We start from the raw sequence: 19,104 nt of genomic DNA, 5'->3' as shown, positions 1-19,104 counted from the left end.
TAATTGCTAGTTGAGAGTATATTTACAGGCGTATTGTAATTGAGTATGAAAGATTTCTCTATAGGCTACAAAAAACTTTTTGGTATTTTTTATGATAAATTTTCGAAAAATAAAACAGCTTACATTCTTCGATACCGTTAAGTTTAGCGCTGTATTATTAGTGTTGCTTCTCAATGGTTGTGATAACAATGTTAACTTGAAGCAACTTTGCAACGAAAATGCAGAAATATGTAATGAATTTGGCAAAGACAGTTGGTGTAAAGGTCAGCGAATAGACGTTGCATTAAACCGGATAAAAGTAAAAAACAATAATCTTGATGAAGATAAATATAAGTTACTTATTTCTTATGAGGATTACATACAATGTATGTCTTTGGCTTCACAAATCCAACATAAGAAATCTAAAGAAAAAACAACACTCAGAAATGATAATTTGTTTAAGGCTAAAACCCAGTTAGCGCAATTGTCTGAGCAAAGTGCTGACTCTAAACACCCACATCTGCTTTATTATCATTGGTCAAGAGGTTCTAGCGCATTGGCTTTAGAAGCGTTTCTACAATTAGAGGGAGATCAGATACTCGAAAACTCAACCGCACAGTATCATCTAGCGACATATTATATAAAGCGGGACAGTAATAAAACATTGGGACTGTTATACCATGCACTAGAGCTTCATCAACCTGGAACTGAACTCTCTCCTGAAATATTACAAACACTGGCGACGATATTTACTAAAAAAAGACAGTATAAGCAGGCATATATTTGGTTACGTACTTATCAGCTATTACAAGATGAGCCAGATGAAATGATCGAGACTAGCCTCAATAGCTATCAGCGAGCAAAAGGATTGGATGCGGACTTTCTTGATAAGGTCGCTAGCACTACGTTAACTAAAATTGAAGCAGGCGAATTTACTAGCCCGAGTTATTAGTGATTAGTGATTAGTGATTATAAATTTCATGACTAAGAGAGAATAAGCACTAATGCTTATTCTCTCTTAAATGTTGAAGGGTTATTCTGGCTGAAATTTCAAACTGAGTGAATTAACACAATAGCGTTTACCCGAAGGTTTTGGCCCGTCATCAAAGACATGTCCAAGGTGAGATTGACAATGTTCACACTGAATTTCTACACGCTGCATTAAATGAGAACTATCAGACTTGTAAGCAACTTGAGTTTCAATCGCAGCAAAAAAACTTGGCCAACCACAGCCAGCATTAAATTTACTTTCACTACTGAACAAAGGTTGATCACAGCAGGCACAATGATATGTACCTTGCTGCCAATGATCATTATAAATACCACTAAAGGGCTGTTCAGTTGCCGCTAAGCGACATACTTTATAAGCAGCGTCGGTTAACTTGTCTTTATAATCATCATCTTTCATAATTTTAGCTATTACCCATCAACAAGTATGGTTTTTCTCTCATCAGTTGACCATTCTACATGGTATTTTTTACCTGACGCTTTATCTATTCGCTCAAAAGTATGAGCACCAAAATAATCTCGTTGGCCTTGTAATAAATTAGCAGGCAATGTTTCACTGCGTATTGAATCATAATAAGCAAGTGAAGAAGACAATGCGCCTATAGGTACACCTTGCATTGTTGCATGGCAAATAGCCTTACGCCAGTTTTGTTGACGACTATTGAGTTCTTGAACAAAAAAATCATCAAGCAATAAGTTATCTAAATCTTCATTACGCTCATAAGCGTTAGTTATCGACTGCAAGAATGCAGCTCGAATGATACAGCCTGCACGCCAAATTTTAGCAATGCTAGCAAAATCTAATGTCCAACCATGCTCTTTAGCCGCAAGTTTCATTAACTGAAAACCTTGCGCATAAGCACAAATTTTAGCGCAGTACATTGCATCATGTAATTGCTCAATAACTTGCTGTTGCTCTTCTGCCAATAATGGTGAAGGCTTTGGGCCACCAAGTAATGATGATGCCTGAGCTCTAAGTTCTTTAAATGAAGAGATAGAGCGAGCATATACCGCTTGAGCGATAGTAGGTGCTGGACAACCCACTTCTAAGCTGCTCATAGCAGTCCAAAGCCCAGTCCCTTTCTGCCCTGCTTTGTCTAAAATCAAATCAACAAGTGGCGTATTGGTATCTGATGATTTATGACGTAATACTTCAACGGATATTTCCATCAAGTAGCTATCTAATGGGCCATCATTCCATTGTGAAAAAATGTCTGCTATTTCGTCACATGTTAAATTTAGACCTGATTTCAACACATGATAGGCTTCACAGATAATTTGCATATCGGCATATTCTATACCGTTGTGTACCATTTTAACGTAATGACCAGCTCCAGCTGGACCAATATAGGCAGCACAAGGTTCACCATCAGTGATAACTTGACCTGGCAAAGTACGCTCTATTGGCTTACCCGTTTTCGTATCCACTTTAGCGGCTATTGCTTCCCAAATAGGTTTAACTCTAGCCCAAGCATATGGAGAGCCACTTGGCATTAATGAAGGGCCAAAACGAGCACCCACTTCTCCTCCCGAAACAGCAGAAGAAAATAATAAAAAGTTACTTTTGTACTTCTTTTCTCTAGCAACTGTATCGACCCAGAGACTGTTGCCTGTATCAATTATAATATCATCCGGCTGAATACCGGCACCAATAAGGTTTTCACATACTTGGTCTACTGGAGCACCAGCTGGAACACTTAATACAATAAGGTGTGGTGCTTTAAGCTGCGACAACAATTCAGTATAGGATGAGCACCCATAAACACGTGGAGTATCGGTAGAATTTTCTACCTCATCTTGTGCAATAACTGCTTGGACTTTTTCATCACTTAAATCGAAAGCGGCAATATTATAGCCATTATCAGCTAAATTGAGCACCAGGTTTTTACCCATAACACCTAGGCCAATGAAGCCGATGTCACACAATATTTTATCTTGTGTCATAAATATTTATCCTATGTCAGATAAGATCAATAGTCTCAGTCAGTCGACTATTATAGAAAATTTCGCGCATTCTACCATGCTATTTAGAAAGTATTATACAAAATGCAAAAATAATTAAACTATAACTAGAAAATTTAGTAATTAAGTCAAAATAACACATAAAAACTGAAACTTTTTAGTCACAAAAGCCATCTTTAGCTTGTAATAATCTCAAAATGGTGTAATTTTACTACATAATGAATTTAAGAGGTTCACCATGAAAATTAGAATTGGTATAAATGGTTTTGGCCGTATTGGCCGTTTTGTATTTAGAGCTGCAGCTGCACGCGATGACATTGAAGTTGTTGGTATCAACGATTTAATGGATATTGAATACATGGCTTATATGTTGAAGTATGATTCAACGCATGGTCGATTTAATGGCACGGTTGATGTTGTAGATGGCCAATTAGTAGTAAATGGTAATACTGTACGTGTTACTGCTGAACGTAATCCTGAAGAACTAAAATGGAATGATATCGACGTAGATGTTGTTGTTGAGTCTACCGGTTTATTCCTAACAGATGAAACGGCTCGTAAACACATTACTGCCGGCGCTAAGCAAGTTGTACTTAGCGCACCTTCAAAAGATGATACCCCTATGTTCGTTTGTGGTGTCAACTTAACTGAATATAAAGGCCAAGATATCGTTTCAAATGCGTCATGTACTACTAACTGTTTAGCGCCTATTGCTAAAGTATTGAATGACAATTGGGGCATCGAAAACGGCTTAATGACTACAGTACATGCGATGACTGCTACTCAGAAAACTGTGGATAGTCCATCAGCTAAAGATTGGCGCGGCGGTCGTGGTGCAGGTCAGAACATAATACCTTCATCAACTGGCGCAGCTAAAGCCGTAGGTAAAGTTATTCCAGAGTTAAACGGTAAGTTAACCGGTATGGCATTTCGTGTGCCAACTCCTGATGTTTCAGTTGTTGATCTAACCGTTAATTTGAAGAAACCAGCAACTTACGCTGAAATTTGTCAAGCGATGAGCGCTGCCGCTGAAGGTGAGTTGAATGGTATTTTAGGTTACACTGAAGATGCTGTTGTTTCTAATGACTTCGTTGGTGAAACTTGTACTTCAGTATTTGATGCTACAGCAGGTATTGCGTTAACTGATACGTTCGTCAAAGTTGTTTCTTGGTATGATAATGAAATTGGTTATTCAAATAAGGTATTAGATCTTGTTGCTTTCATCAGCCAGTATGAAAAGTAACTAATACTTAACTAATACTTAACTAATACTTAACTAATAAAGTTAGATAAGTATTAGTCATAGAAACAAAAAAGCTAGGTCAATGACCTAGCTTTTTTTATCTTGACATTTTGCTGTAGCAAAACAAGTCATTTTGCAGCTTAACGAATAGATGCATTGATTTCTTGTAGTATTAATTGAGGGTCAATTGCTTTGGTAATTGGACGCCCTATCACTAGATAATCTACGCCAACATCTATTGCTTGTTTTGGTGTCATAATTCGTTGTTGGTCATCTTGCGCAGAGCCCGCAGGTCGAATACCTGGCGTGATTAGTTTAAACTCTTTACCTAAATCAGACTTTAATTGTTCAGCCTCCCAAGCAGAACAAACGACACCATCTAAGCCACTTTGCTTAGTTAAGTCAGCTAAAAACTTAACCTGCTCTGCTGGTGTTTTTTGAATACCTAAACCACGTAAATCGGCTTCATTCATACTTGTTAAAACGGTAACAGCAATCAATAAGGGTGCATCTTCACCATAGGTGTCTAGGGCTTGTTTTGCTTTTATCATCATCTGACTACCGCCACTTGCATGAACATTGACCATCCATACGCCTAGATCGGCAGCCGCAGTAACCGCTTTTGCTACCGTATTAGGAATATCATGAAATTTAAGATCAAGGAAAACATCAAAACCTTTACTGGTTAACTGCTTAACAAATTCAGGCCCAAAATAAGTGAACATCTCTTTGCCAACTTTTAAGCGAGCATCGGTAGGCTCAATCTTATCAACAAAGGATAAGGCATCTTTTTTGTTATCAAAGTCTAGCGCGACTACTACTTTTGGATCGTTCATGGGGTTTCCTACTTTTAAAAACAATAGATTCCCGACAACTCTTCACATAGAAGGTTCGGAAATGACAATAAGTTAATTCCCGAATTAACTGTCGAGAATGATAATAAGTTTGCTATTGGCAGCTATTACAACTAATAATGATTCGTTTCAACGTTGTAAAGTGCAAGAGCAAAGAGAAGCACGGAGCTGACGATAGTCAGTAAGTACCTTCGATGAAGCTATTGTGTTTTACAACAAAGAAAGGGATTATTATTCCCCTTCGAGGCCACGAATGGGCTTAAGCTGTTCCCATTCATGACAAGATGGACAAGACCAGTAATGAATTTGGCTATTAAAACCACAGCTACGGCAATCATATCTGTGTTTAACTTTCAAATATTCACCAATTAATTCTTTAATTAAGTCTAAACTATCATCATTGATATCGACTTGATTAATTTGCATCTTAACAAAATGCTCAAAGCCACGAATAGTAGGTCTGCGTTTTAATGCAGACAAAATAAACTCTAACGCTTTTTTCTTACTATGCTTTTTTTCTACATGGCTGAGATAACAAATTAAAGCACTTGAACTTGCCGTTTCATCATAAACCTTTTTAATAAAGGCATAGAATTCATCCAGTTCATCTAATCGTGTATAACAAGCTAACATGGGCTCAATAACATCAGGAAAGAACTCATTATCTTGATGATAGATAGCTTGATAACACTTAGCCGCTAATTCACATTGCTGGTGGTTTTCATAAATTTTTGCCATCAGCCAATTAGCACGACATGAATTGGGATCGAGTATAAGTGCTTGCTCTAGTAGTTCAATCACTTCGATAAATTGATCTTTTTCAAAAGCCGTTGTTGCTAACTCACAATAAAAATTCGCAAGTGTGTGTAACGATCGCTTATCGTTATATTTAACAATTAATTTTTGTTTATCTATGCCCTGTTGCCAATCTTTAGTCGATTGAAATATTTTCAATAGATAAGTTAAAGATTTTAGACCATAGTTTTTTGATTTTAATAATTTTGTAAACATTGTTTCCGCACGGTCATATAAACCCGCGCTAAGAAAGTCTTTTCCTAACTCAAACACAGCTTGCTGTTTATCTTTAGTAGGAAGGTGATTAAGTCTGACAAGGTGTTCATGGACTTTTAATGCGCGGTCTAACTCACCACGTTTACGAAATAAATTAGCCATAGCGAAGTGAGCTTCAACACTGTCGTCTTCAACTTTTAATGCGTCAAGTAGTGAATCGATGGCTTTATCTTGTTGATTAGATAATAAGTAATTTAATCCGGTAGAGTATTTTATCGATAAATCTTGCTTAGCCATTTGTTGGTTTTGTTTGATGCTATTACGCCCCATAAACCAACCATAACCCATGGCAACGGGTAATAATAAAAAGAGTAATTCAATCATTAGAGCTCTTGAGACAAGTTATATAGTGAAGTCGAAAAATAGAATTCAATCTACTTTTCCTGGGATTTGTTTTTTGCGAGTGCCTTTTTACTTTTTCGTACTATACGCCAAAGAATAGTAACTAATAAGCCTAGCATAAAGCCCAAACCGGTAAATAAACTCACGGCGGCAGCCACAGTTATTTCTGTGCGTGCAACTAAATAGTTTAATGTGAGTAATTGATCGTTTTGGCTACCAAAAATAAATGCTACGGCCAGTAAAACTAAAATAAAAAAGAGTGTTAAATATAATCGCACTATCATCAGCCTTATAAAATTCTGTCAAAAAAAAACGGCATGGTTAACATGCCGTTTATTATCTAATTTTTTAGTTAGCTTTGCAATTTATGCTACTGAAAGATTAACTCTTTCACGTAATTCTTTACCCGGCTTAAAGTGAGGAACGTATTTACCGTTTAACTCAACCGATTCACCAGTTTTTGGATTTCTACCAACTCGTGGAGCGCGATAATGCAATGAAAAACTACCAAAACCTCGAATTTCAATACGCTCTCCTTTTGACAAGGATTGCGCCATTAATTCCAAAATTTCTTTTATAGATTTTTCCACTTCTTTAGCGGATAAATGACTTAATTTATCGGCTAATTTCTCAATAAGTTCTGACTTAGTCATTTTGACCTCTCAGTATTTACCTAGCACCGCGCAACTTTACTAATGAATAAAAAAATAATAGTAAAAATTGGCTCCGCCAATGGCGTTAAAAATAAGAAAAGAGTATCACCACGATAGTGATAAATACTCTTTTCACCTGCTGTATTAATTACAGCACCATTGCAAAGTAAAACTATTTCCGGTTAAGGAATATTAGTTTTTAGCGTTTTTAAACGCTGCAGCCATAGCACTTAAACCAGTTTCTTCTACTTGGTTTAGGTTATCCATTGCTTCACGTTCATCAGCTTGATCTTTTGCTTTGATAGATAGACTAATAGTACGGTTCTTACGATCCACACCCATAAATCTAGCTTCAACGTCGTCACCAACTTTTAATACTGTAGATGCATCTTCGATACGCTCTACAGAAATGTCGCTAACACGTAGGTAGCCTTCAACACTTTCAGCTAACAAGATAGTTGCGCCTTTAGCATCAACTTCAGTTACCTTACCGTTAACAATAGCACCTTTTTTCTTATCTGCAAGATACATATTGAACGGATCGTCTTCAGCTTGTTTAACGCCTAACGAGATACGCTCACGTTCTGGGTCAACTTGAAGAACGATAGCGTCGATTTCATCGCCTTTCTTATAATCACGAACAGCTTCTTCACCGCCAGCCCATGAAATATCAGATAAGTGAACTAAACCATCAATGCCGCCGTCAAGACCGATAAAGATACCAAAGTCAGTGATTGACTTGATTTTACCTGATACTTTGTCGCCTTTGTTGAAGTTTTTAGCAAACTCTTCCCAAGGGTTAGCAATACACTGTTTAAGACCTAAAGAAATACGACGACGTTCTTCATCAATTTCTAATACTAGAACTTCAACTGTGTCACCTAAGTTAACAACTTTAGATGGGTGGATGTTTTTGTTAGTCCAATCCATTTCAGAAACGTGAACTAAACCTTCAACGCCTTCTTGGATTTCAACGAAACAACCGTAGTCAGTTAAGTTAGTTACGCGACCAGAAAGTTTAGAACCTTCTGGGTAACGGTTAGCAATTGCTACCCATGGATCTTCGCCTAACTGCTTCATACCTAGAGATACACGAGTGCGCTCACGGTCGAACTTCAATACTTTAACTTGTATTTCATCGCCAACATTTACGATTTCACTTGGGTGCTTAACGCGTTTCCAAGCCATATCTGTGATATGTAGTAAACCATCAATGCCGCCTAAGTCAACAAATGCGCCGTAGTCAGTAAGGTTCTTAACGATACCTTTAACTTCTTGGCCTTCTGCTAATGACTCAAGTAATTCATCACGTTCTGCGCTACCTTCAGCTTCGATTACAGCACGACGTGAAACAACTACGTTATTACGCTTTTGATCAAGCTTAATAACTTTAAATTCTAGAGGCTTGCCTTCAAGGTGAGCAGTGTCACGTACTGGACGAACATCTACTAATGAACCTGGTAAGAAAGCACGGATATCGCTAACTTCAACAGTGAAACCACCTTTAACTTTACCGTTGATAACACCGATAACAGTTTCTTTTTCTTCGTATGCTTTTTCAAGCACTTGCCATGCTTCGTGACGTTTTGCTTTTTCACGAGATAGAATAGTTTCACCGAAACCATCATCTGTTGCATCTAAGGCTACGTCGATTTCATCACCAACAACTACTTCAACTTCACCAGCAGCGTTTTTAAATTGATCAATTGAGATAACACTCTCAGATTTTAAGCCCGCATCGACAATTACATTGTCTTTGTTAACGGCTACGATTGTTCCACGGATGATTGATCCAGGACGTGTTTCGATTTCTTTTAAACTTTCTTCAAAAAGTTGTGCAAAATTTTCCATAACTTGTTATAAACTCAGCTATTAATCCAGTCAACGTCATTGTTTCATGGGGTTATTAAGTATGCCCAGTGTGTCCATACAGTAGGCTTTCTATTAAAAGTTCTTTAATACTAGCTGGTATTAATGATTACGCTAGCACAAAGCTGTTTGTTTTACGTTAATTTGCCATTTGCAAAAATAAGGATTTTATTGACCACTTCCGTTATAGAAATATCAGTAGAATCAATAATTAACGCTCCTTCTGCCGGGATAAGTGGAGCTACCTTTCGGTTTTGATCCCGCTCATCTCGCTGACGTATGTCATCCAAAAGGCGACCGATCTTAACATCAATTCCCTTTTCTTTCAACTGATTAAATCGTCGTTGTGCACGTTCATCAGCGCTGGCAGTCAAGAATATTTTTACTGGTGCTTGCGTAAAAACAACCGTGCCCATGTCACGTCCATCGGCAACTAAGCCTGGGCTGACACTAAAAGCGCGTTGTCTTCGTAAAAGTGCTTCTCTAACACGTGGGAATGCAGCTATTTTTGATGCTAACTCACCAATTTCTTCAGTGCGTATAATATCAGTTACATTCTCGCCTTCTAGAATAACTTTACTTTCTCCTTGGCTATTAATTTGAAATTGCACATCTAGATGGGCAGCCATTGGAATCAAAGCTTCTTCATCATCTAAAGCAAGTTGATGATGCTGAATCGCTACTGCTAAGACACGGTAAATAGCACCACTGTCTAGAAGTTGCCAACCCAATTGATCCGCAACTATTCTAGCAACGGTTCCTTTCCCTGCTCCACTTGGGCCATCAATGGTAATTACCGGATTGCTTTCCTGCATACCTTTTTCTCCTAACATCGAAAATCGGCGAAATTATACGGGATTTATATCGTAAAATCGCATAAAAATGTTTTTCTCTAAAATAATTAACAAGAAACTTGTGCTAGCTTGTCAAAATAATCAGGAAATGTTTTAGCCGTACACTTAGGATCATTAATGGTAACGGGTGTGTTACCCAATGCAACAAGTGAAAAACACATCGCTACTCTATGGTCATTGTAGGTATCAATTTCAGCATACTTTAGCGTCTTAGGTGGTGTAATAGTTATGTAATCTTCACCTTCAACGACCTCGGCACCAACTTTTCTTAACTCAGTAGCCATCGCTGTTAAACGGTCGGTTTCCTTTACACGCCAATTATAAATATTTCGAATGGTTGTTGAGCCTGTGGCAAAGAGTGCCGTAGTTGCAATGGTCATTGCTGCATCAGGTATGTGATTCATATCCATATCAACTGCTGTTAAGGGTTTTCCAACAACCGTGATTGACTCATCCTTCCAATGAACTTCTGCGCCCATTTTTTCAAGCACATCGGCAAAGTGCTTATCACCCTGAACACTTAGTTTACCAACACCATGAACAGTGACCTGACCGCCTTTGATAGCCGCTGCAGCTAAGAAGTATGAGGCAGATGATGCATCACCCTCCACCATATATTTTTCTTGCGCTTGATATGACTGATTACCACTAACACTGAAAGACTTATAATCATTATTTTGAACATTAACATTAAATCTACGCATAATATCAAGTGTAATATCAATATAAGGCTTTGAAACTAATTCACCCTCGATTTCTATTGTGGTATCAGTGTCTAATAAAGGTGAAATCATCAAAATCGCTGTTAAAAATTGACTCGATATAGATCCATCGATAGTCACTGTATTACCAGTTAACGCTTTGCCCTTAATTCTTACGGGTGGGTAATCTTTATTTTCCAAGTATTCTATATCGCTACCAAGCTGTTCTAAAGCATCAACCAAATGTCCAATAGGTCGCTCTTTCATTCTTGGTTCGCCAGTTAAGATAAATTCGCCCTTACTCGCTGCAAGTGCTGCGCACAATGGACGCATCGCGGTGCCCGCGTTACCTAAGTACAATTCCAATGGTTCTTTGGCATTAAAAAATCCATTATTACCGACAACTGTGCACTCTGTGCCACAATCACTTAACGTATATTCAATACCAAGGCTTTTTAACGCATCTAACATGTGATTAATGTCATCACTCACTAATAAGTTAGTAATTTTTGTAACACCATTCGCTAAGGCCGCAATGAGCAATGCGCGGTTCGATAAGCTTTTTGAACCAGGTAAAAATATTTCGCCATTAATTTTAGCTATCGGGTTTAATGTTAACTGTTCCACGTTACCTATTCCTCTGTTCAAATTGTTGCATAAATTCTACAAGCGCCTGTACACCTTCAAGTGGCATTGCGTTATAGATGCTTGCGCGCATTCCTCCAACCATTCTATGACCTTCGAGTGCAGTTAAACCCGCAGCTTCTGATTCACTTAAGAACTTGTTATTTAAAGTTTCATCTTTTAGCCAAAAAGGAATATTCATCTTGCTACGATACTGCGAGTCTATGTGATTAAGGTAAAATTCACTGTTATCTATCGCTTGATAAAGTAACTCAGCTTTAGCTTTGTTTACTTTAGCAATGGCTTTTACACCACCTAACTCTTTTAGCCACTGAAAGACTAAACCAGCAAGATACCAAGCATATGTTGGTGGGGTGTTATACATTGAGTCATTATCTGCAGCTAATTTGTAATTCATGATACATGGAGTTGCTATTTGAGCATGACCTAATAAGTCTTCTCGAACAATAACAATGGTTAATCCCGATGGGCCGATATTTTTTTGTGCTCCAGCATAGATTAAGCCAAACTTACTAACGTCGACTTCATGGGATAAAATAGTTGAAGACATATCAGCAACTAAAGGCACACCATTAGTTTCTGGTATTTCATTAATTTCGATACCGTTAACAGTTTCATTTGGGCAATAATGAACATAAGCCGCGTTGGGACTTATTGGCCATTCTGTTGGGTTAAGGACACTAATATTACCATTATCTTCTTTGGTGATGTTAATAACATTAATATCACCAAAGTTTTTTGCTTCGGCTGCTGCAGCTTTAGACCATGAGCCATCAACAATGTAATCAGCCATTTTTCCTGCAGGTAATAAATTCAATGGAACAGCAGAGAATTGTCCACGCCCGCCACCATGACAAAACAAAACTTTATAATTATCTGGAATAGACATGAGCTCACGCAAATCTGCTTCCGCTTGTGCAGCCATTGCCATGTAAATACCGCTACGATGGCTTAACTCCATCACAGAACTACCCGTCCCTTGCCAATTAACAAACTCTTGTTGTGCTTTTACCATTACAGGTTTTGGCAACATGGCAGGGCCAGCACAAAAATTAAAAACTTCTGACATTATCATTCCTATTATCTTAACTGCTATTTGGATTGCTTGGTTTTATTTAAGACTTTTTACTTAAAAAATAACATTAAAAAAGGCGGTTATTAGCCGCCTTTTTAATGTTACTACGACAATTATTCTTGATTGTCGTCTTGTGAGCTATCAGTAACATCCTGTTGAGCATTATGCTCAGGATTATGCTCTGCACTCGTTTCAATAACTTCATTACCTTCGACAACTTCTTCAAGCTGTTCGGGCTCTTCAATTTCATCAATACGTTGTAGTGCAACCACGTGTTCATCATCAGCAGTACGTATTAAACGCACACCTTGAGTATTACGACCGATAACACTTACTTCATTAACACGAGTTCGAACTAACGTACCGCTGTCAGTAATTAACATGATCTCATCAAGCTCTTCAACTTGAACCGCACCAACAACTTTACCATTACGTTCACTGACTTTAATAGAAACAACACCTTTCGTTGCTCTACTTTTAGCTGGGTATTCAGCTAAGTCAGTTCGTTTACCAAAACCATTTTCAGTAATGGTTAAGATAGGTCCGTCATTTTTAGGCACAATAAGTGAAACAACTTTTTGCTCCCCTTCAAGCTTCATACCACGAACGCCAGTACCTGTGCGACCAATTGGTTTTAACGCCCAACGCTGTTCACCCGTTTCTGGATCAAGCTTTATTTCACCTGTTTCGCTATCACGCACTTTTTCGTTAAAGCGCACAACTTTACCTGCATCAGAGAACAACATAATATCGTTATTACCATCGGTAATATCAACACCAATTAAGGTATCATCATCACGAAGGTTTAACGCAATAATACCGTTAGCACGTTGGTTCGAGTAGGCATCTAAACGAGTTTTCTTAACCGTTCCTGAAGCTGTTGCCATAACGATATATTTATCATCGGCATATTCACGTACTGGTAAGATAGCGGTAATACGTTCATCACTTTCTAACGGCAAGATGTTTACAATAGGTCTACCTCTTGCGGTACGACTTGCTAATGGTAACTGGAAAACTTTCAACCAATATAATTTACCGCGATCTGAGAAACATAAAATAGTGTCATGTGTATTAGCCACTAATAAACGTTCGATGAAATCTTCTTCTTTCATCTTAGTTGCGGCTTTGCCTTTACCACCACGACGTTGAGATTCATAATCACTTAATATCTGGTATTTAACATAACCTTCATGTGACAACGTTACTACAACATCTTCTTCAGTGATTAAGTCTTCTAAAGACAAATCATGCGAAGCATTAGTAATTTCAGTTCTACGCTCATCACCAAATTCATCACGAATGGCAACAAGCTCTTCACAAATCACTTCCATTAAGCGAGCTGGCGTAGCCAAAATATGCATTAATTCTGCAATCAGGTCTAATAACGCTTTGTACTCGCTTAGAATCTTATCGTGTTCCATGCCAGATAATTTGTATAACTGTAGGTCGACGATTGCTTTTGCTTGCTCGGCGGTTAAGTAATATAAACCATCACGAATACCATATTCAGGCTCTAACCACTCAGGACGTGCTGCATCATTACCCGCTTCGCTGAGCATGTTAGCAACATTACCTAGTTCCCAACCTTGAGCAATAAGCTTTTCTTCAGACTCTTTTCTGTTGTTCGAATTTTTAATCATTTCAATGATCGGGTCTATATTTGCTAAAGCAATTGATAAACCTTCTAAGATATGTGCACGGTCACGCGCTTTTCTTAATTCGAATATAGTACGACGAGTAACAACTTCACGGCGATGTAAGACAAACGCTTCTAACATTTCTTTAATATTAAATATTTTAGGTTGGCCATTGGTTAATGCCACCATATTTAAACCAAAAGAAACTTGCATTTGTGTCAGTTTGTATAAGTTATTTAAAACAACTTCACCCACTTCACCACGCTTGATTTCAATAACCATGCGCATGCCGTCTTTATCAGATTCATCACGTAAAGCCGAAATACCTTCAAGACGTTTTTCTTTAACAAGCTCAGCCATTTTTTCAATTAAGCGCGCTTTGTTTACTTGATAAGGCAGTTCGTGAACAATTATTGTTTCTTTACCCGTGGTTTCATGCACTTCAATGCTTGCACGAGCACGGATCTTTATTTTACCACGGCCAGTGCGGTAGGCTTCTTCAATGCCAGCTCGGCCACTAATGATACCTGCCGTTGGAAAGTCAGGACCAGGGATATGCTGTAAAATTTCTTCAAACGTTAATTCACTATTATCAATAAGCGCTAAACAGGCATTGATAACTTCAGTTAAATTATGCGGTGGAATATTGGTTGCCATACCAACAGCAATACCTGACGTACCATTAACGAGTAAATTAGGTACACGGGTTGGCATAACCGCTGGTATGTACTCGGTACCATCATAGTTAGGTACAAAGTCAACGGTTTCTTTATCTAAATCGGCAAGAATAGAATGTGCAATTTTAGACATTCTAATTTCGGTATAACGCATTGCTGCTGCGCTATCACCATCAACAGAGCCGAAGTTACCTTGTCCATCGACAAGCATGTAACGTAAGGAGAATGGCTGTGCCATACGAACGATTGTATCGTAGACAGCTGTATCACCATGAGGGTGATATTTACCTATAACGTCACCAACCACACGGGCTGATTTTTTATAGGCTTTATTCCAATCATTACCTAGTACGTCCATGGCGAATAACACCCGACGATGTACAGGTTTTAAGCCATCACGAACGTCAGGCAATGCGCGCCCAACTATTACACTCATGGCATAATCTAAATAGGAGGTTTTTAGTTCATCTTCAATATTAACTGGAACTATTTGTTTGGCCAGATCGGACATAAATCGATGGTATCCCTTAACTAATTCTTTTGCTTAACAATACTCTTTTATATAGCAAGGCTAATTTTTAGTATTGAATAAACAGTATTTTAAAGATTTTATTGTTATGTAATTGTTATATAACAGACACTAATAATAGTAATCAACGCAGCATACTAGCATAAAAATTGTTGATGCCATACAGCTTTATTTAAAGGTTTTTTTAGGGCTAATGATCAGCTTAAAAAAGCACCTAAAAAGCACCTAAAAAGCCTAGATTTGATCTATCCCCTTTGTTTAAAAATGACTTTCGTTTAGAATCGAGATATTGAAAGTTAATTTAAAGTAGTGAGTATATGTCAACTAAACCTCTTAACGTAAATGAAGATGAAATCGCAAAATTCGAGCAAGTTGCTAGTCAATGGTGGGATTTAACTGGTGATTTTAAGCCCTTGCATCAAATTAACCCATTAAGAGTGCAATTTATAAGTCAACACATTGCTCTTGGGGTTAATGATGTTCACTCAAGTAATGGTTTTTATGACAAGCAAGTTATTGATGTGGGTTGTGGTGGCGGTATATTGTCTGAATCGCTTGCAAAACTTGGTTCTAAAGTAACAGGTATTGATATGGGTAGTGAGCCGTTAAATATCGCTAAACTACATGCCCTAGAAACGGGCTTGTCTATCAATTATGAAAAAATTACTGCAGAAGAAAAAGCAGTAAAAAATCCAGCCAGCTTCGATATAGTGACCTGTATGGAAATGTTAGAACATGTGCCTGACCCAGCGTCGGTAATTCAAGCATGTTCTACTTTAGTAAAACCAGGAGGCTTGATATTCTTTTCAACCCTGAACAAAAGTATAAAAGCCTATCTACTTGCCATTGTTGCCGCAGAAAAACTGCTCAAAATCGTTCCTGATGGTACTCATGACCATGATAAGTTTATTCGCCCATCACAACTGATTAGCTGGGCTGAAGAATATGATTTAAAGTGTATTGATGCGAGTGGCATTCATTACAATCCCATGACTGGAAATCATAAGCTAACGGACTCCCTTGATGTCAATTATATATTGTGTTGTCGAAAGCTTTAAAAATACTCACGAATAATGCTTACTATATAGCTGAAGGAGTACTCATTAGTGATAAATCTATTGCTTCAGCTAAGTGTTGAATTATTGTTGTATAAACAATCAAGTTGTTTAAACATTAATCTACACCAGTCAAATCCACGTAAACCACTGTAAAACAAGTAGTTTATTTTATTTAGATTAATTAACTATAGTGAACATGAATATTTAACAAAAATAATTTATCAAAATGATTAGCGTTAAATAAAATAAAATAATCGTTGCTTTTAGTAAATTCCAAAATGAAAAAGTCTTGCTAGGTTAGTCATCACTAACCCTAAAAACAAGGCAAAAATATTCACAAAGATCAACTTGTTTTATCTCTTGCAAAACAGGGTAAACCTCACTATCTTGTGTCTAGAATTATAAAAAACCCTAGATATTGTGCATTTGATGCCCAGTTGTTATTTTTAATACTACGTATTTAGTCACTTATTTCTAATACGTATGTGGGGTTTTTTATTAGGGACGTTTTAGATCCTTTTATTAGGAATAATAAACAATAACAATAATCGCTTTGCAGGTATTTCATGAATAACAACCTTTCTGTAACTAAACGAAATGGTAAAAAAGAAACCATTGATTTAGAAAAAATCCACCGAGTTATTGCTTGGGCTGCTGATGGTTTAGAACACGTATCAGTTTCTCAAGTTGAATTGAAATCTCACATTCAGTTTTATGACGGTATCAAAACTGAAGATATTCATGAAACAATTATTAAAGCTGCTGCTGACTTGATATCTGAGGAAACTCCAGACTATCAATACTTAGCTGCTCGCTTAGCTGTCTTTCATTTACGTAAAAAAGCTTATGGACAATTCGAGCCACCAGCTCTTTATGATCATGTGGTAAAATTAGTTGAAGCTGGCAAATACGATCAACACTTATTAGCAGATTATACTAAAGATGACTTTGAACATATGGCCAGTTTTATGGACCATAGTCGCGATCTAAACTTCAGTTATGCTGCCATGAAACAACTTGAAGGTAAGTATTTAGTACAAAACCGAGTGACTGGTGAAATTTACGAAAGTGCTCAGTTTCTATATATTTTAGTGGCGGCCTGTTTATTTGCTAAATACCCCGCTGATACTCGCTTAACTTATGTAGAAAATTTTTATCACGCAATTTCCCGTTTTAAAATATCATTACCTACACCCATTATGGCTGGTGTTCGTACACCAACACGTCAATTCTCATCTTGTGTATTAATTGAATGTGGCGATAGTTTAGATTCAATCAATGCGACATCAAGCGCTATCGTTAAGTATGTATCTCAACGCGCTGGTATAGGTGTAAATGCAGGTCGCATTCGTGCTTTAGGTAGTACTATAAGAAATGGTGAAGCATTTCATACAGGATGTATACCTTTCTTTAAGCATTTCCAAACCGCTGTTAAAAGTTGTTCACAAGGTGGGGTACGCGGTGGCGCGGCTACATTATTTTATCCTTTGTGGCATCTTGAAGTTGAAAGTTTATTAGTACTTAAAAATAACCGTGGCGTAGAAGAAAATCGTGTACGTCATCTAGATTACGGTGTGCAATTTAATAAGCTGATGTATCAACGTTTAATTAAAGGTGGCTCTATTACCTTATTTAGTCCTAGCGATGTTCCAGGACTTTATGATGCTTTTTTTGAAGACCAAGAAAAGTTTGAACGTTTATATGAACAATATGAAAACGACGACTCTATTCGTAAAAAACGTATTAAAGCTATTGAACTATTTACCTTATTTGCTCAAGAGCGTGCAAGCACTGGTCGTATCTACCTACAAAATGTTGATCACTGCAATACGCATAGCCCATTTGAACCAACTAAAGCCGCTATTCGTCAGAGTAACTTGTGTTTAGAGATAGCTTTACCCACTAAACCGATGAATGATATTAATGATGAGAATGGCGAAATTGCCCTTTGTACCTTATCGGCATTTAACCTCGGTGCTATCGATTCATTAGATGAATTAGAAGGGTTAGCTGATTTAGCCGTTCGCGCTTTAGATAGTTTATTAGATTATCAAGATTATCCTATTGCTGCTGCGAAAAGTGCCAGTATGGCACGTAGAACGTTGGGTATAGGCGTTATTAATTATGCATATTACCTTGCTAAAAATGGTCTTTACTATTCAAACGGTAGTGCAAATAACTTAACGCATCGTACCTTTGAAGCGATTCAATTCTATTTATTAAAAGCGACTAATCAATTAGCTAAAGAACAAGGGGCATGTCCTAAGTTTGATGAAACCCGTTTATCGAAAGGGATTTTACCGATTGATACTTATAAAAAGGCAATCGATGACATCACTGGTGAGCAACTTCATCTTGATTGGGAGAGCTTACGTGAAAGTATTAAAAAGTACGGCGTAAGAAACTCAACTGTATCTGCATTAATGCCTTCAGAAACATCGTCACAAATATCTAACGCAACGAATGGTATTGAGCCACCTCGTGGTCTAATCAGTATTAAAGCCAGCAAAGATGGTGTATTAAAGCAAGTTGTTCCTGAATATGAAAGACTGAAAGGTAACTATGAATTACTCTGGAATATTCCAAGTAATCAGGGTTATTTAGAATTAGTTGGTATCATGCAAAAATTTGTCGATCAAGCTATATCGGCCAACACTAATTATGACCCAAATAAATTTGAAGGTGGTAAAGTACCCGTTAAGCAAATCTTAAAAGACATACTAACGGCTTATAAATTGGGTGTTAAAACTCTTTATTACCATAACACCCGTGATGGTGCCAGCGATGACATTGAGATTGAAGATGACAGTTGTGCTGGTGGAGCTTGTAAAATTTAAACGTTTTACTTAATCCCCTTATATCTCAAACTGAATATAAAAAACAAAGCCTAGCAAAGTACTAGGCTTTTGCTACTACAGCTGTGTAGTCCTAAAGGAATCAACAC

Annotated in this window: 15 protein-coding genes; 4 read left to right on the top strand and 11 right to left on the bottom strand. The window is 37.5% G+C overall.

Going from position 1 to position 19,104, the window contains the following annotated elements:
* Positions 1–91 precede the first annotated feature (91 nt).
* Positions 92–931: a DUF2989 domain-containing protein gene (locus tag CXF71_RS10995; RefSeq protein ID WP_101232996.1), complete on the top strand. Its 840-nt coding sequence runs from the start codon at positions 92–94 to the stop codon at positions 929–931.
* 81 nt (positions 932–1,012) lie between these two features.
* Here CXF71_RS10995 and msrB read toward each other — a convergent pair whose 3' ends face one another.
* Positions 1,013–1,387 (bottom strand): peptide-methionine (R)-S-oxide reductase MsrB, encoded by a 375-nt coding sequence (gene msrB / locus CXF71_RS10990; protein ID WP_101232995.1) that lies wholly within the window; start codon positions 1,385–1,387, stop codon positions 1,013–1,015.
* A gap of 11 nt (positions 1,388–1,398) precedes the next feature.
* On the bottom strand, positions 1,399–2,931 hold the full coding sequence (gene gndA / locus CXF71_RS10985; protein ID WP_101232994.1) for an NADP-dependent phosphogluconate dehydrogenase: 1,533 nt from the start codon (positions 2,929–2,931) through the stop codon (positions 1,399–1,401).
* A gap of 256 nt (positions 2,932–3,187) precedes the next feature.
* Between gndA and gap the strand changes: the two genes are divergently transcribed.
* Positions 3,188–4,192, top strand: a complete 1,005-nt coding sequence (gene gap, locus CXF71_RS10980) for a type I glyceraldehyde-3-phosphate dehydrogenase (RefSeq protein WP_101232993.1) — start codon at positions 3,188–3,190, stop codon at positions 4,190–4,192.
* A 140-nt stretch (positions 4,193–4,332) separates the two neighbouring features.
* Here gap and pyrF read toward each other — a convergent pair whose 3' ends face one another.
* From pyrF to gyrA, 9 genes are all read right to left on the bottom strand, one after another.
* Positions 4,333–5,028 (bottom strand): orotidine-5'-phosphate decarboxylase, encoded by a 696-nt coding sequence (gene pyrF, locus CXF71_RS10975; protein WP_101232992.1) that lies wholly within the window; start codon positions 5,026–5,028, stop codon positions 4,333–4,335.
* Positions 5,029–5,277: 249 nt separating this feature from the next.
* Positions 5,278–6,441, bottom strand: coding sequence for a lipopolysaccharide assembly protein LapB (gene lapB / locus CXF71_RS10970; protein WP_101232991.1), 1,164 nt, complete (start codon positions 6,439–6,441; stop codon positions 5,278–5,280).
* Positions 6,442–6,491: 50 nt separating this feature from the next.
* Positions 6,492–6,743, bottom strand: coding sequence for a lipopolysaccharide assembly protein LapA domain-containing protein (locus CXF71_RS10965; protein WP_101232990.1), 252 nt, complete (start codon positions 6,741–6,743; stop codon positions 6,492–6,494).
* 81 nt (positions 6,744–6,824) lie between these two features.
* Positions 6,825–7,112, bottom strand: a complete 288-nt coding sequence (ihfB, locus tag CXF71_RS10960) for an integration host factor subunit beta (protein WP_101232989.1) — start codon at positions 7,110–7,112, stop codon at positions 6,825–6,827.
* A 192-nt stretch (positions 7,113–7,304) separates the two neighbouring features.
* Positions 7,305–8,963: a 30S ribosomal protein S1 gene (gene rpsA / locus CXF71_RS10955; RefSeq protein ID WP_101229754.1), complete on the bottom strand. Its 1,659-nt coding sequence runs from the start codon at positions 8,961–8,963 to the stop codon at positions 7,305–7,307.
* Between the two features lie 152 nt (positions 8,964–9,115).
* On the bottom strand, positions 9,116–9,796 hold the full coding sequence (gene cmk, locus CXF71_RS10950; RefSeq protein WP_101232988.1) for a (d)CMP kinase: 681 nt from the start codon (positions 9,794–9,796) through the stop codon (positions 9,116–9,118).
* 86 nt (positions 9,797–9,882) lie between these two features.
* The gene (aroA, locus tag CXF71_RS10945) at positions 9,883–11,163 is read right to left on the bottom strand and encodes a 3-phosphoshikimate 1-carboxyvinyltransferase (RefSeq protein WP_101232987.1); all 1,281 of its coding nucleotides are present in this window, start codon (positions 11,161–11,163) and stop codon (positions 9,883–9,885) included.
* A gap of 1 nt (position 11,164) precedes the next feature.
* Positions 11,165–12,250 (bottom strand): 3-phosphoserine/phosphohydroxythreonine transaminase, encoded by a 1,086-nt coding sequence (serC, locus tag CXF71_RS10940; RefSeq protein WP_101232986.1) that lies wholly within the window; start codon positions 12,248–12,250, stop codon positions 11,165–11,167.
* Positions 12,251–12,369: 119 nt separating this feature from the next.
* Positions 12,370–15,084: a DNA topoisomerase (ATP-hydrolyzing) subunit A gene (gyrA, locus tag CXF71_RS10935; protein WP_101232985.1), complete on the bottom strand. Its 2,715-nt coding sequence runs from the start codon at positions 15,082–15,084 to the stop codon at positions 12,370–12,372.
* A gap of 335 nt (positions 15,085–15,419) precedes the next feature.
* Here gyrA and ubiG point away from each other — a divergent pair, with 335 nt between their 5' ends.
* Positions 15,420–16,160, top strand: a complete 741-nt coding sequence (gene ubiG / locus CXF71_RS10930) for a bifunctional 2-polyprenyl-6-hydroxyphenol methylase/3-demethylubiquinol 3-O-methyltransferase UbiG (protein ID WP_101232984.1) — start codon at positions 15,420–15,422, stop codon at positions 16,158–16,160.
* A 566-nt stretch (positions 16,161–16,726) separates the two neighbouring features.
* The gene (nrdA, locus tag CXF71_RS10925) at positions 16,727–18,997 is read left to right on the top strand and encodes a class 1a ribonucleoside-diphosphate reductase subunit alpha (RefSeq protein ID WP_101232983.1); all 2,271 of its coding nucleotides are present in this window, start codon (positions 16,727–16,729) and stop codon (positions 18,995–18,997) included.
* The last annotated feature ends 107 nt before the right edge of the window (positions 18,998–19,104 follow it).

The organism is Colwellia sp. 12G3, assembly GCF_002836775.1.
Lineage (GTDB): Bacteria > Pseudomonadota > Gammaproteobacteria > Enterobacterales > Alteromonadaceae > Colwellia.
Note: the sequence above shows the minus strand (reverse complement) of the source record. Positions and strands in the feature narration are given on the sequence as shown.